Origin of the sequence: Vibrio sp. RW (assembly GCF_027587105.1) — a bacterium.
GTDB classification, from domain to species: Bacteria; Pseudomonadota; Gammaproteobacteria; order Enterobacterales; family Vibrionaceae; genus Vibrio; species Vibrio toranzoniae.
This window is the reverse complement of sequence record NZ_JAPPTM010000001.1, coordinates 73,035-88,020: the sequence shown is the minus strand read 5'-3', so window position 1 is coordinate 88,020 and position 14,986 is coordinate 73,035. Positions and strand designations below refer to the sequence as shown.

Annotated in this window: 14 protein-coding genes; 9 read left to right on the top strand and 5 right to left on the bottom strand. The window is 42.7% G+C overall.

From position 1 onward, the window contains the following. The first annotated feature begins 104 nt into the window (after window positions 1-104). The 4 genes from hutW to OCT63_RS00340 all read left to right on the top strand — a co-directional run bounded on the left by hutW (window position 105) and on the right by OCT63_RS00340 (window position 3,423). Window positions 105-1,514: a heme anaerobic degradation radical SAM methyltransferase ChuW/HutW gene (gene hutW / locus OCT63_RS00355; protein ID WP_269982977.1), complete on the top strand. Its 1,410-nt coding sequence runs from the start codon at window positions 105-107 to the stop codon at window positions 1,512-1,514. Between the two features lie 59 nt (window positions 1,515-1,573). Then, window positions 1,574-2,095 carry a heme utilization cystosolic carrier protein HutX gene (gene hutX / locus OCT63_RS00350; RefSeq protein ID WP_161671737.1) on the top strand — a complete coding sequence of 174 codons (522 nt, stop codon included), beginning with the start codon at window positions 1,574-1,576 and terminating at the stop codon, window positions 2,093-2,095. 141 nt (window positions 2,096-2,236) lie between these two features. Continuing rightward, window positions 2,237-2,767: a heme utilization protein HutZ gene (gene hutZ / locus OCT63_RS00345; RefSeq protein WP_060469343.1), complete on the top strand. Its 531-nt coding sequence runs from the start codon at window positions 2,237-2,239 to the stop codon at window positions 2,765-2,767. A 113-nt stretch (window positions 2,768-2,880) separates the two neighbouring features. After that, window positions 2,881-3,423 carry an ATP:cob(I)alamin adenosyltransferase gene (locus tag OCT63_RS00340; protein ID WP_269982976.1) on the top strand — a complete coding sequence of 181 codons (543 nt, stop codon included), beginning with the start codon at window positions 2,881-2,883 and terminating at the stop codon, window positions 3,421-3,423. 83 nt (window positions 3,424-3,506) lie between these two features. Here OCT63_RS00340 and OCT63_RS00335 read toward each other — a convergent pair whose 3' ends face one another. After that, window positions 3,507-4,421 carry a chemotaxis protein gene (locus OCT63_RS00335; protein WP_017057967.1) on the bottom strand — a complete coding sequence of 305 codons (915 nt, stop codon included), beginning with the start codon at window positions 4,419-4,421 and terminating at the stop codon, window positions 3,507-3,509. Window positions 4,422-4,703: 282 nt separating this feature from the next. Here OCT63_RS00335 and ppiC point away from each other — a divergent pair, with 282 nt between their 5' ends. Continuing rightward, window positions 4,704-5,015, top strand: a complete 312-nt coding sequence (ppiC, locus tag OCT63_RS00330; RefSeq protein ID WP_261383044.1) for a peptidylprolyl isomerase PpiC — start codon at window positions 4,704-4,706, stop codon at window positions 5,013-5,015. A 286-nt stretch (window positions 5,016-5,301) separates the two neighbouring features. Beyond that, entirely contained in the window at window positions 5,302-6,687 is a 1,386-nt protein-coding gene (locus OCT63_RS00325) for an alpha-amylase family glycosyl hydrolase (RefSeq protein WP_269982975.1), read from the top strand. A 145-nt stretch (window positions 6,688-6,832) separates the two neighbouring features. Here OCT63_RS00325 and OCT63_RS00320 read toward each other — a convergent pair whose 3' ends face one another. The 4 genes from OCT63_RS00320 to OCT63_RS00305 form a co-directional block, all read right to left on the bottom strand. Further along, window positions 6,833-8,704: a methyl-accepting chemotaxis protein gene (locus OCT63_RS00320; RefSeq protein WP_161684743.1), complete on the bottom strand. Its 1,872-nt coding sequence runs from the start codon at window positions 8,702-8,704 to the stop codon at window positions 6,833-6,835. A gap of 429 nt (window positions 8,705-9,133) precedes the next feature. Further along, the gene (locus OCT63_RS00315; RefSeq protein WP_060469348.1) at window positions 9,134-10,504 is read right to left on the bottom strand and encodes a YjiH family protein; all 1,371 of its coding nucleotides are present in this window, start codon (window positions 10,502-10,504) and stop codon (window positions 9,134-9,136) included. A 231-nt stretch (window positions 10,505-10,735) separates the two neighbouring features. Beyond that, on the bottom strand, window positions 10,736-11,407 hold the full coding sequence (locus OCT63_RS00310) for a YoaK family protein (protein WP_161671731.1): 672 nt from the start codon (window positions 11,405-11,407) through the stop codon (window positions 10,736-10,738). A 221-nt stretch (window positions 11,408-11,628) separates the two neighbouring features. Beyond that, window positions 11,629-12,048: a GFA family protein gene (locus tag OCT63_RS00305; RefSeq protein ID WP_269982974.1), complete on the bottom strand. Its 420-nt coding sequence runs from the start codon at window positions 12,046-12,048 to the stop codon at window positions 11,629-11,631. A gap of 95 nt (window positions 12,049-12,143) precedes the next feature. Between OCT63_RS00305 and OCT63_RS00300 the strand changes: the two genes are divergently transcribed. The 3 genes from OCT63_RS00300 (at window position 12,144) to OCT63_RS00290 (ending at window position 14,880) form a co-directional block, all read left to right on the top strand. Beyond that, a complete protein-coding gene (locus OCT63_RS00300; RefSeq protein WP_269982973.1) occupies window positions 12,144-12,794 on the top strand; it encodes a hypothetical protein in 651 nt (216 codons plus the stop codon). Between the two features lie 122 nt (window positions 12,795-12,916). Then, window positions 12,917-13,216, top strand: coding sequence for an isoamylase early set domain-containing protein (locus OCT63_RS00295; RefSeq protein WP_060469352.1), 300 nt, complete (start codon window positions 12,917-12,919; stop codon window positions 13,214-13,216). Between the two features lie 368 nt (window positions 13,217-13,584). Then, window positions 13,585-14,880: a peptidoglycan DD-metalloendopeptidase family protein gene (locus OCT63_RS00290; protein ID WP_161671728.1), complete on the top strand. Its 1,296-nt coding sequence runs from the start codon at window positions 13,585-13,587 to the stop codon at window positions 14,878-14,880. Window positions 14,881-14,986: the final 106 nt, after the last annotated feature.

The window sequence follows — 14,986 nt, the reverse complement described above, 5'->3', positions numbered from 1 at the left end:
AAGATCAATTATCAATTGCATTATCATTTGCGTCTATCTATGATTCTTTCAGTTTTAGCGAATCGTCTTTCAGACTTTGCTATGTAAGTGTTTAGAGAGATTATATGAGTCTTGATGTTTATAAATTTGATGAATCAATTCTAGGTGTTTCTAGCCCTGATACGCTTCGTTTTGCGTTTACAAAAAAGCATTCTGCACATGCCGGAGAAAGCTCAATTCCGGTCGACGCTAGCAAGAAGTTGGAGATTTTTGATGACCTAATGCTAAGCGAAGGGAAGAAACAGGATAAGCGTTGCCTGTACATCCACATTCCTTTTTGCCGTGTGCGCTGTACGTTCTGTAACTTTTTCCAAAATGCCGCAAGCCGTAAATTAGTCGATGAGTACTTCGATGCTCTGATGGTTGAGTTGAAGCAAAAAGCCAAAACGCCTTGGGCTCAGTCTGGATTGTTTCATGCGGTCTACATTGGTGGCGGAACACCTACCGATTTATCCCCTCAGCAAGTAGAGCAACTAGGTAAGGCTATTCGCCAATATTTCCCTCTAGCAAACGATGTGGAAATGACTTTAGAAGGGCGCATCAATCGCTTTGGCGATCAAATGTTTGATAGCGCGCTTGAAGGCGGTTTCAACCGTTTCTCCTTTGGTATTCAAAGTTTTAACACGCAAGTTCGACGCAGTGCTAAGCGCCTAGATGACCGAGAGGTTGTGCTAGAACGTATCAGTTCGCTAAGTCGTACAGAGCAAGCGCCCATCGTTCTTGATTTGTTATACGGATTACCGCACCAGTCTATGGAAGTGTTCCAACAAGATTTAGAAGATTACATGTCTACTGGCGCACACGGCATTGACCTTTACCAACTGATTGTTACGGGTAATGCTCCTATGCTTAACCTTGTGGAGAAAGGAAAAATTCCACCACCTGCGAATACCCCAGATAAGGCAAGCATGTACTTGGCGGGTGTTGAGTTCATGGCCAAGAATAAGGTTAAACAACTGAGCGTGAATCATTGGACTCGCGATAACCGTGAACGCAGTATTTACAACAGCTTAGCGAAAACTTATGCCGAAGTTCTGCCGGTTGGATGTGGCGCTGGTGGCAACATCGGTGGTCATGGTGTGATGCAACACAGAACTTTAGACAGCTACATGGAGTCTATAAAACAAGGTCAGTTGCCGATTGCCATGATGACAAAGCAAAGTTCACTAGAGTCAACATTCTCGACATTAAAGGCAGGCTTTGATTCTGGTGTTGTTAGAAGAAGTACGTTGCCGAGCTTTATGGGACAAGACACGTTTGATTACTTGAAACCTTTGTTCTCGCATTGGGAAAAGAATGGTCTGGTTGAGCTTTCGGAGGACTATGTGAGCCTCACTATTGCTGGCTGCTTCTGGGCAGTAAGCCTCGCTCAGAGCGTGATTCAAGTGCTTAACGCTGAATATCAAGCAATGCACCCAGCACCGAAAGCACCAGGTTTAGGCGTTCACCCGCATGCAAGTTTGAAGCACGCTTAATATCGAACCTTTTAGTTTGTAACTTACGTAAATTACTCGTTTATACGGAAACATATTCAATGACAGATACAACATTAGAAATAACAGAAACTCTAGAACAACGTGTCGCTCGCACTATTGAAGAAGAACCAAAACTGCTTCCTACCGCGGTTGCTGAGAAGTTAGGCGTTTCAGAGGTTGAAGTCGTTGCTGCTTTTCCAAATGACATGGCGGTGATGTTAGATGGTAGCCGTGCTCAGGAGATTCTAGAAGGCTTAGTGGGTTGGGGCCCTGTGACCACAATCATGCATTCATTTGGCTCAATCTTCGAAGTAAAAGCACCGTTCCCGAAAGGTAAAGTAGCGCGTGGTTATTACAACCTTATGGGCAGAGAAGGCGAGCTCCATGGCCACCTCAAACTCGACAACATTAAGCACATTGGCTTAGTGAGCAGGGCGTTCATGGGGCGTGAAAGTCACTACTTCGGTTTCTTCAGTGAAACGGGCGAGAACATTTTTAAGATCTACCTAGGCCGTAATGAAAAGCGTGAGCTGATTGCCGACCAAGTTGAACGCTTCAAAACGTTAAAAGAACAAGCTTAAGTACAATCAATAGCAAGCTTAAATAAGATTGCTTATTAGCTTAAACAGTACACCAATGCTCGAGGATCGTTGAGCTCGCTAATGATCGCTCAACCTCGGGCAAAAATAATAAATCAGAGAAAGTGAAGAAAGGAATTACCCATGGAACAGCAAGTAAAACAAGAACGTCTACAAGGTCGTCTAGGTCCAGAAATTAAAGAATTTCGCCAAGAGCGCCGTACCCTTCAGCTTGCAACGGTTGATGAAGAAGGTCGTCCAAATGTAAGTTACGCACCTTTCGTTCAGAACCAAGAAGGTTACTTTGTTCTCATTTCTGATATTGCTCGTCATGCTCGTAACTTGAAAGCAAACCCTCAAGTGTCTTTGATGATGATTGAAGACGAAGAGAGCTCGAAGCAGCTTTACGCACGTAAGCGTTTAACGTTTGATGCTCAAGCGAGTGTTGTAGCGCGTGAAACGGAACTTTGGACTCAAGTGATTGGACAGATGCAAGAGCGTTTTGGCGAAATCATCGATGGTTTGAGCCAGCTTCAAGATTTTTCTCTATTCAACCTTAAAGCAGAGAATGGTCTGTTTGTGAAAGGCTTTGGTCAAGCATACCAAGTGTCTGGTGATGATCTAGTCGATTTCGTTCACCTGCAAGAAGGCCACAAAAAAGTATCTAATGAGTAATCTTGTTTAACCGATTTCTTCAGGAGCCCTCCAATGTGAGGGCTTTTTTATGTCTAAATCAAAGAGTTTGGTATATTGGCGTTTGATTAACATTTATGAGTAAGGATCGGTACGTGAAACCAGTAAGTCGAGATTGGGATGAGTTCTGTTACCCGTTTATTTATGAAGACAGTCCTATCTGTGATTTTGAGATTCTGTCGGACGAACTATGCTGCCGAGTTGGGTTAGTGTTGTCTTTGGAGCTGGAACCACAAGTTCGTGATATCTTGCAACGCCTGCAACCAAACATCTACCACCTTAATGGATCTGTACGTGGGAAATTAGCGATCACTGAATCCGAACTGGTCGAGTTAAAGCAAGATTACCACCGTATTCGTGAGCTGTTAGAAGGTGGTTTCAAAGGTTTTGTATTACCTGGTGGGCACCGAGTGTCGAGCGAACTTCACTTGTGTCGCTGTCAGGCTAAAAAGGTTGTGCGCGCTTTGGTGAGCATTGAGCACCATGAAAGTAAAAAGTCACCTGACCCGGTTCTTTTTAAATACGCTAACTTAGTCGCGAACACGCTCTATGCATTGGCGTCTTTTACCAATCATATCAATGAAGTTGAAGAAGTGGAGTTTGTGAGTAAGAGTTATTCTATGCCAAAGAAATCTTAAGGAAGAGTTCTACACTGATTCATCTTTAAGCTAAGAAGCTAAACCATTAAGCATGATGCTAGATTTAGCTTCTAAAGTCGCGCTTAAGCGGGTGTAGAGGCGTCGTTTAAGACTTTTGCTCCGCGTAGCATCGCTTCGATTAATTCGCCCGCATTGAACTTCTCAAGTGCTTCATGTGCACCCACCTGATTGGCACGGTCAACACAGATTTCACTTGATAGTGAGGTATGCAAAATACAGTAGGCATGACTTAGGGCGTTGTCATTTTGAACTTCAAACGCAAGTTCGTAGCCATCTAACCCTGGCATCTCAATATCACTCACTAATAGATCAATCGCGTTGCCTGCGTTGGCTTGGTTGCGCATCAAGTCAATCGCATCTAAGCCGTTGTTACAAATGCGGTAAGGGATGTTGATACTATCTAAGGCATCAGATAACTGTTTTCGCGCGATCAAAGAATCATCAACCAATAAGATATTCAGCGCTTTGAGGCGTTCCCTTTCAACATCGGTAAGCATCGGAATATGCGCATTCTCGTAATGTGGGTAGATTTTAGAAAGCAATAACTCCACATCGAGCATCTGAACAATACGATCTTCAAAGCGTGTAATGCCGGTAACGAAAACATTGCGACCAACGCTCGCTGGTGGTGATTCAATGCTCTTCCAATCACATTCAATTATTTTATCAATCGAACGAACCAAAAATGCGACTACCGTCCTCAAACAATCGGTGACGATGAGTACACAGCTTTGGTATTCAGTGGGTGCTATTGGACGAAAACCTATTGCTGCTGACATATCAATGACAGGTACGGTAAGTTCTCTGATGGTCACTGTGCCGATGACGTGATGATGAGAATAAGGGATTTGAGTCATCGGCTGAAAAGGCACGATTTCTCTTACCTTAAGCGTGCCAATAGCAAAACTCTGAGTTAGGGATAATTTGAACATCAACATTCCCTGTGACTGGCTAGCTTTACTGATCGGTTTCGCCATAAGTGGCTCCTGCTTTACTACGTACTTAGTTTATAAGGAATAATTTAAAGGGAAATAAGGGTGGCGGCAAGTCGCTATGCGGTTTTTAGGCGCTTTAACGCTGCTGTTTTCGGTTATAGAGTGAAGAATGGCAGTTCTTGGGGTAAAATCATGAAAAATGCTCGCTGTCGATAGTTTTATGTCGACAAGTCGGTAGCGTTAAACAGATATACAACCGTCAGTGGTTGGTGGTTATTTAGTCAATAAATGGTTCAAAAAATCGAGTGTTGAAGTAACCGTCTCATACAAACTGACAGTAACAAATTGAGAATTATCATGGCAAGAACAGCAGCAGCGCTTCATATTTTGGTGAAGCATAAAGAACAAGCAGAAGACATCATTAAACAGCTTAAAAAAGGTGCTAAATTTCAAACACTAGCGAAGAAGCACTCAACCTGCCCATCCGGCAAAAAGGGCGGCGACCTAGGCGAGTTCAAGAAAGGTCAAATGGTGCCTCAGTTTGATAAGGTTTGTTTCTCTGGCGAGACGCTTGTACCACATCTTGTAAAAACAAAATTCGGTTGGCACGTAGTAAAGGTTCTCTACAGAACCTAGTGTAAGATATGTGTTTGATAGAATAAAAGGAGCGTATATACGCTCCTTTTTTGTGACTGTTTGGTGCATTTAAAAGCACAATGGCTGAGTGTTCATCCCTGACGCTGTACGATAATTGGTGCTACGCCCTCGCCTATCCGCCGTGACTAATTGGTAAGAGGATGAGGGGTTTTAATGAGTAAGTCATATAATTAATGCCATTCTTAAAGAAATTGAAGCAGCTTTTTGCCTTTTTAGTCTTTGTTTTTATCTAAAAAGCTGTAAACGAGTTTGGTAGGAGAACAACATGGAGAGTTCAGCTATGTTAAGCAATCCAGCGACAGATGTCATATTGCATGCTTTTGACTGGTGCTATGCTGACGTAATGAAGAACGCCCCACTGATCCAAGAGTTGGGTTACAAATCTGTTTTAGTTTCACCGGCAATGAAGTCGTTACGTAGCCCTAAAGGCTGCGACAGAGAGTCTGGCACTCAATGGTGGCAACGCTATCAACCACAAGATTATCGTGTGATCGATAATCAGTTGGGTGACACACAAGATTTTAAAGCGATGGTTGATGCGTTAAAGCAGCATGGGCTTCGTACGTATGTGGACGTAGTGTTCAACCACATGGCAAACGAGTCTGGCATTCGCAGTGACTTAACGTATCCGAATCTTCAAGATATGGCGTCTTACCAAAAAGACGCCGAATATTACGAATCAATACGCTTGTTTGGTGATCTTTCTAAGCCTTTATTTGATGAAAACGACTTCGTGGAAGCGTTTGGTATCAAAAACTGGAAAGATACGTGGGAAGTGCAGAATGGGCGTATTACTGGCGGAGCTAGCGATCCTGGGTTACCAACGCTGTTAGACAACGACAATGTGGTTGCACAGCAGCGAGCGTATCTAAAAGCCTTGAAAGAGATTGGTGTGAAAGGTTTTCGTATAGATGCGGCAAAGCACATGACACTTTCCCATCTGTGTAGGGTGTGGACCGATGATATCTGCGAAGGAATGCACATCTTTGGTGAAATCATTACTGATGGTGGTGCGACCCAAGAAGAATATGAGCTATTCCTTGAACCATACTTGAAGCACACTCGCTTAGGCGCTTACGATTTCCCTCTGTTCAATACCATCTTCAAAGCCTTTGAAGAGCAGGGCAGCTTTAAGTCTCTGATCAATCCTTACTGTTTTGGTCAGGCGCTATCGAATATGCGAGCCATCACTTTTGCTGTGACTCATGACATTCCAAACAACGAAGTGTTTTTGGAATATGTGATGGATGAAGTTGACGAACGCTTGGCTCACGCCTTTATTCTTGGTCGAGATGGCGGTGTGCCGCTTGTCTATAGCGAATTGAGTACCAGTGGCATTCTGGATCAGAATGGTCAGCCTCGTTGGTTTAGTGACTGGCGAGCGCCATATATGAGAAGCATGATTCAATTCCACAACCATGTTCATGGCGAAGCGATGCGTGTGGTTGAAGCGAATGATGACTTGTTGGTATTTGTCCGTGGTGATAAAGGCATTGTTGTGATTAATAAATCTAAGCGAAGTAAAACAGCATCACTGACTTGGACTAGTGCAGTGACCGATTTGTTGTCTGGTGAAGTATTCGAGTGCGTTGGCAAGGATTTAACCATTAAGATTGAACCTAACCAGTGCATGATGTTGATAACCAACTAGATCGAGCCTGTTACGAGTTACGTCTAATCGTTTAGAAAGAAAAGATTGAAAAGAAAGCCCCGCTACTGGCAATCAGTAAGCGGGGCTTTTTATTTGAAGTTGTTTATAGGTTACTAAGCAAAGCGTTAGTTAAACTGACTGGCGATTAAACCGTGAACTTGTTCAATAGTTCATCCTGTGCTTGAACATTGTCAGTTTGTACCTGCATTGCCGTGTTTGCTTCTTGAGCCGCGTTTGATACTTGTGTTGAAAGGTCTTTGATCTTAACGGTGTTGTTGTTGATCTCTTCAGCGACCAAGCTCTGTTCTTCTGCTGCCGAAGCTATCTGAATATTCATATCAGAAATACGTTGAATTGCGTCACGGATGCGGTCAAGTGAGGAATTCGCTTGTTGAGCGCGTTCAACGGCGTCAGTCGCCGTGTCTTTACTTTGATTCATCGCGTTAGATACTGAGCTTGCACCAGCTTGGAGCTGCTCAATCATGTTGCGAATTTCAGTCGTCGACTGTTGGGTACGTTGCGCTAGAGTACGAACTTCGTCGGCTACGACTGCGAAACCACGACCTGATTCACCAGCTCGTGCGGCTTCAATCGCTGCGTTCAATGCCAGCAGGTTAGTTTGGTCAGCAATGTCGTTGATTACTTTAAGAATTGTTTCGATGTTCGCGGTTGCTGATTCAAGTACCTGTACTTCTGCAACGGCTTGGTCGATACGAGCTGATAAGTTATCAATCGCTTGAGTGGTGTCACTGACTACAGAAGTTCCGTCTAACGTTGCTTCATCCGCTTCACGAGCCGCCGCCGCCGCGCCTTGAGCGTTGTTTGCTACTTCTGTTGCGGTAACCGCCATTTCGTTCATTGCTGTTGCTAGCTGTTCCAGCTCTTGCAGTTGAGTGTTCATTGCGCTTGCTGATTCGCCCGCACCTTTAACCGTGATTTCAGTACCACGCTTAATCTCGATACCAATCGCTTTCGATTGGATTATTTGGTTCTGCAGATTTTCAGTAAAGGTATTGAAACCTTTTGCTAGGTCAGAGAACTCTTTATCTGTATTCGTATCTAGGCGTTTGGTTAAGTCACCTTGTCCGCTTGCGACATCTTGAATCGCGTGGTTAAGTGCATCAAGTGGGCGCATTAACGCACGTATTAGAATCGTCAGTGCGATGATACTGAGAATGACCGCTATCAAAGAATAGATCATCGAGCTGTTCTTGAGATCTTCAACGGCTTGGTAAGCGATCTCTTCATCAAGAATTGCGCCAATGTACCAATCTTCACTTGGGATGTGCGTGAAGTTCACTAGGAACATTTTGCCGTCGACTTCAATCTCTTGAGAGCCTTCGCGAATGTTAGCTTGTGGCATGTAGCTCGAGAGTGTTTCACCGTTGTTTTTAGCATTCGGATGGGCAATTGTCGTGCCGTCGGCTGTGACCAGGAATAGGTAGCCCGCATCAAACAAGTTCACTTGGTTTACTAAAGTAGCAAGGTTGGTCAATTCTAGGTCGTAGAACATACCAGCAGTGAAGCGACCGTTGTCTTTAACTGGCGTACCCACAGAGATAATGACTTTCTTACTTGATGCATCCACATAAGGCGCGGTAACAACTAAACTGTTTTTGGATTTAGCATCAATGTACCAAGGGCGAATTCGTGGGTCGTAATCAGGACCGGCATCCCAACCGTCATCATTTTCAATGACGAAACCGTTTGCTTCATAACCAAAACCAACTGCAAGGAAACTGTTTTTAAGTTTAGGCTTCTCTAAGATTTCTTTTACATAGGTACGATCTTGAGGGTTGATTTCGATGACTTCAGTCGTCGATTGCGCCAACGCTTTCTTGGCGTTCATCTCTGAGACTACGGTATTCCTGACTCCAGAGACCATTTCTTCTAGGCTCGCATTGACGTGGTTTTCTACAGCACTTCTTACGGTGTAAAGTTGTTGTATTGAAAGCAATGATACTGTTACTAGCAGCAAGGCTGATGATGCAGCAACCACCTTATGGCTAAATTTCATTGAATATTCCCCTTCTCACAGGCTTTGCGAAGACTAAAGTTAATCGTGTTTTTCTAATTATATATATCGACGAAACTGAAATTTACTTGAATGTAAATTCACAAAATAGACTACAAAAATATAACAATTCACACAACATGAAAATCATTCAATCAAAACATCGTTATTTTTATTATTCTATTCAATGATTTAAAGCTCAGTTAAGCCTGAGTTAGTTAACTTGAATATTTATTAGTTAGACGTTTATGCGTGTGATTTTTTATTAAGAAAATAGGAAATGAGTCAATTTATATGAAATTAAATGATATGCCAGTTTTATATTTTGATGAGATTTTAAATGGAGATGTGAATATATTCAGTAAAAAAACCTCACAAAAGTGAGGCTTTACAGAATTGTGTCTTTACTGATTTATATCAGTAGTATCTAATTTAGAATATTAAATGAGCTACACCAGCGATAATTGGAAGTGTGATTAAAGTACGCAGAATAAAGATAATAAATAGCTCAAAGATGTTTACTGGAATCTTACTTCCAAGAAGCAGAGCGCCCACTTCAGACATGTAAATCAGTTGAGTGACTGACATTGCTGCAATAACAAAGCGAGTCATCTCGTTGTCGATAGAAGCGGCAAGAATCGCAGGAATGAACATGTCCGCAAAACCAACAACGATCGTTTCAGACGCAGCTACCGCTTCTGGTACACCAAGTAGCTCTAAGAATGGAATGAAAGGCTGACCTAGGATTGAGAACACAGACGTGTATTCCGCAATTACCAATGCCATGGTACCGAGGCCCATAACAACAGGTAATACACCAAATACCATATCTACGGCGTTACGCACACCTTCAGAAAATACCGACTTAGCAGACTTAACCTGTGATGCCTTATTTACCGCTAACTCAAAACCCCAAGAGAATGTTGAGTGGCCAGCAGGGATCGCATCAGCATCTTTGTTCGGCTTGCTACCATCAATGAAAGTATCTTTCTTCATGCTTAGTGGTGGAAGGCGAGGGATGATAACTGCCGCCACAATGCCTGCTAAACAGATTGCTGCGTAGAAAGGCAGGAATAGATGTTCTAGCTCTACTTGTGCAATAACCACAAGGCTGAATGTAATCGATACTGCTGAGAAAGTGGTACCAACAACTGCTGCTTCACGTTGAGTATAGAATCTCTGCTCGTACTGTTTACTTGTCAGCAGAATACCAACACTACCGTCTCCTAACCAAGAAGCCATACAATCGATAGCACTGCGGCCCGGTAGGTTGAAGATCGGACGCATTACTTTACTTAGCAAGGTACCAAAAAGTTCTAATAGACCAAAGTTCAGTAGTAGGGGAAGTAGTAAGCCAGCAAAGATAAATACGGAGAAAAGTGTTGGAAGCAGGCCCTCTAAGACTAGGCCGCCCGTATTTTCTTCCCAAATAATTTCGGGACCTATTTGGAAAAAAGTCATTAGTGCTGCAGCACCACCAATGAGGCGAACCGACAGCCATAAAGGGGAGGGGTTGAATAGACCGTTTAAAAATGAACTGGATGTAATGAATGTAGGCTTGAAAATCGCGCTCAATACTGAAGTGACAGACATGAAAGCAACGATCGCAGTGATAATAGAGACTAGATATTCACCGAAAACCGCTTGGATTGATTTCGCCAAGATAGCGACAGGGATGGTGAGAGCACCTTGATAGCTGATTGGCGCCATGAAAAGGAATAAACCAATCAATGATGGGATTAAGAAAACCCAGAAACTGCCTTTAGATTTCTCTGTTGGATCAGTATTCGTGTTGTTAGACATGTTATTGTTCTCGAATTTCTACACGTAAAAAAGCCACATCCTTGGCATTTTTATCCACTAAACATCCGTATTTTCTTATAGGATGCAAGATTACCCAGTATTAATATCGCTTGCAATACTATTCATCAAATATCGCTAAATATTCAGGATGCTTATTCTGCGACTCTGCGTTACTTTGGAATAAAGTGTTGTGAATGTTACGTATCTTGAGGGTATATTTCCAGATATTTATTAGTTAACTGGGGTTTCGGTTCGATAGGTTAGATAGAGCCAGTAGCTAAACGCAATAATGAAGGCGAAAGAAGCAGGGAAAGCCAGTGCTACTATTTCGAAGCGTTGGAATAAGCAAGCGCCAGTTAAGCCACCAAATAGAAAACCGACGACGATGAACATCAGCAGTTTGGCTTTACGGCGATCAAAGGGCATACCTTTTAGGCGAGCGCCAATCATGATCCCAAGATCGGTAATGATTCCGCTCATGTGCGTAGTACGAATGATTGCGCCACTATAGGTGGTGATCATCGCATTCTGTAAGCCACATGCGGCTGAAGCGAAGTATTGGCCAGAGGTGTAGCCTTGTAAAAGTGCCCAAAGTGCCAAGAACAGCAACCCACCTTCAATACACAGTGCGACACCGTAGCGGCGACCTAGCTTCAGAGCTTGGTTTTCAATAAAGAACCCGCTGAAAGCAGCGCCTAACATAAAGCTCATAATCACCAATAAAAGGTGCACGGAAGCCGAAGTTGGAGTGAGCAGACTGCTGCCTAGTAAAGACATGGTGCCCGAAACATGGGATATGGCTTGATGTTGGAAGCCAAGTAATCCAATGGCATTAACGCTACCGGCAAGGCCTGCTAAGAGTAAGGCTCCGTATTCAACCCAACGAGGTAGCTTAGAAATCATGTGGTTCACTCCGGGTTAAATAGAGGAACAAGATTATAACGCTCGAAAAAAGATACGCTAGCGTTGTGGGGCATTCATGTTTGATCTTAGGCAACAGTATTGCAGTTTGTTTCGATGAAGCATTGTTATAATGCGGACTGTCGCTCAAAAGAAGTTTGTCGTTATAAAAAGTGCACCACTATATAAAGAAGACAAAGATAAGGATAAAGATCAGTGACAAGCTAGTTGTAATGGCTCATTTGGTGCTCAAACTTAACCCAGCCGTATTTACGTTCTTCATAAACGGAAAAGCTAGGTAGTGGAAAATCTTGTTCTTTAAATAGCCCGAGTGGGACGACATAAAAATCGGCGGCGGCAACGGATTGCAAAAGCATGGTGGTGCCACACTTAGGGCAAAATTGATAAGTGACTTCACTGCCCGTATCGCTGATGCGTGAAAAATAGGTCACTTCTCCGCTCAGTGTGACCTGTTCAATTGGGAACCGAACCTGAACGCCGAACACGCTTCCTGTGCGTTTTTGACACTCATAGCAATGACATACAGAGGTTCGTTGGGGCTCACCTCGGCATACTAGGTTGACTGCTCCACAGCGGCATTCACAACTTCTGATATTTCTATCTTTAATATGCTTGATATCCATCTATGTTTCACTTCTGGTTAACCCTGTATTGATAATTATACTAAAGCCCTTTATGGTCTGCACAACTGGATGAAAACAAAAGAATACAATTGCTCATGAAAAAGAAAATCTTACCTATACCTCTGATTTTACTGATTCCTATCGTCATGTTAGTTGTGGTCATATTGGCGGGTGTTTATCGCTTTAGTTTAAGTGATGAAGAGATTTTGGCGAAGTTTCCTTCTTCACAAGTTAGTTATGACCCAGTGGTTGAAACCGTTTTTGATTTGAAGACCACTAACCCATGGACAATTAAAGTTCCAGAAACCAACGCATACGCCTTTATTAATGAAGTCGACGTGCCAAAAGCAATCGCGTTTGGTCGTTATGACTCTGGTGTTGAGCGTGGTGTAGCAACCGTCGATACAAAAAGCCTAGCAGCCGTGACGCTAGGCGAAGCGAATTTCTTTGTTGCACCTATGTGGATATCGAATCAAGGCAGCGGCGTATTCTATTACCTTGGCCTCTTTAAGCATGACCAGCAACGAAGCCGTGTGGTGTTGGTTGACCAACTTTTCTTGGGCGATCGCGTGAAAATTCAGACTTTAGATGTTGCCCAACAGCCAGATTCAAAATCACAGAACAAACTCACAGGGCAAGGTTTTATCGGTTTTACTCAACATTCTGCGGAACAATCATTTGCAGAAACCCCTTCTGAAAAGGTGTTAATGAGTTTTTCTTTTGATACCCAATCAATTGGTAAGTAATAACATTTTTGCGAACACAAGGATGTGTTGTTTATGTGAGTCAAATTACATATTATCTTAATAGATTGAATGAAATTTAGACATTCTTTGTGTCTGCTTACTTTTACAAATGGAGCTTGCGAATGATTAGTAAACGTTTTTTTAAGACGAAAGACGAAGTTGAAGTGACCTTTGAGCTAGAAGCTCAAGAAGCGAACTCAGTATCCATTGTTGCTGACTTTCTTGATTGGAAAGCCACGCCAATGAAAAAAATGGCGAAAGGGAAAGTGTACAAATTCAAAACTCGCCTACCTAAAGATGGCGAGTTTCAATTTCGCTACTTAGTTGATGGCCAACAATGGGTGAATGACGTGAATGCTGACCGTTATATCCCTAACGAATTTGGTGAAGACAACTGTTTGGTATCGACGATTTCAGCTTAATTTCTGGACACTTATTGTAAGCATAAGGCTGTGTTTTTCGGTTCAAATCGTTTTACTTTAATAGTGAGAAGGGATTGGTGAGTTAAGATCGCCATTTGCTTAATAACAGCAATTAATGCGCGGTGTTTATTAATTGTTCGATACAAAATAACGTAGATAAATAAAAAGCAGTAGCTAGCCGTTTCTGCTTTTTTATTTTTCAATTTAGCTGTTAATTTTATTTATAGTGAAATGATTTTTCACTTTTTATAACTCAATGACTTAGCGGGATAGAGCAAGATTCGCATCATATTATTGCAATGTATTGATGATTTATGCGTCCGAAAAGCATATCCTATGCTTTTATATCGTAGAAAGACTTGTTTACCGTGTATTCAAAAATATTTCCCTCTCCGTTTGCTGAGCTTTCACCTGTAAAAAAAGTAGCTATTTTAGGACTGCCACTTATTGCAGCGATTAGTGTTGCTCTGCAATCGTCACAATCGGATCTGACGAAAACGATCGATCTTGATTTACCCGACTCAACCGTTATTGAGTCTATTCTGTCACCTTCTTCTGTTGCTGTTATTATTGAACCGCCGACGTTTGAGTATCAAATTCAAACAGGTGATAACTTGAGTAGCATCTTCAATCAGCTTGGATTTTCTTATAAATCTATGATGAGCGTGATGGAGACCGATTTGAACTTTCTTGCGTTGGACACGCTTCGCCCAGGTAACACATTGCGCTTTTGGCGTGACGAGGCAACAGGCGAACTTTCCAAAATGGAACTTAAATTTAGCATTGCTGACAAAGTCGTTTATCGACGACTTGAAGATGGCAACTATGAATTCGAAGATATCTCTATTCCTGGTGAATGGCAGCAAAAGCCTCTAGTGGGTAATATTCAAGGCAGTTTCTCTGTGTCGGCAAATAAAGCTGGCCTGAACAGTATCGAGATTGACCATATTGTTACTCTGCTTAAAGATAAGCTGAATTTTAGCCGAGATTTACGTGCAGGCGATCAATTTGAAGTGCTTCAGAAAGCACAATTTGTCGATGGTATTGCTACCGGAAAGCGTGAAATTGAAGCCATTAAGATCATGAATCGTAATCGTGTGGTGTCTGCGTATTTACATACCGACGGACAATATTACGATGCTAATGGCGATAGCTTACAACGCGCGTTTCAACGTTACCCTGTGAGCAGTGGTTGGCGTCAAAGTTCTCAATTTAACCCTAAGCGCTTGCACCCAGTGACAGGTCGAATTTCACCACATAACGGTACGGATTTCGCGACGCCAATTGGTACGCCAGTTCAAGCAACAGGTGATGGTAAAGTGGTGATGACTCGTAAGCACCCATACGCGGGTAACTACGTGGTTATTCAGCACAGCAGCACGTACAAAACGCGTTATTTACATTTGAGCAAGATCCTCGTTCGTAAAGGGCAAACGGTATCTCGTGGTCAGCGTATTGGCTTGTCCGGTAAAACTGGTCGAGTGACCGGTCCGCACTTACATTACGAATTGATCGAACGTGGTCGTCCTGTAAACGCGATGACAGCGAATATTCCGATGGCCAATTCTGTACCTCAACAAGAAAAAGCAACATTTGTGGCCGCTAGAGATGAGGCAGATAAGTTATTAAAGAAAGCTCTGGAAACTCAGTCTAACAATAGTTAACTGATGTACTCCCAAAAGCCGCGAGTTCTTTACTAAATATGTAAGTATCTAGTAATGCCGTGGCTTTTTGAGCTTTGGATAAGGTATAGGGATCTGGCCTAGATTT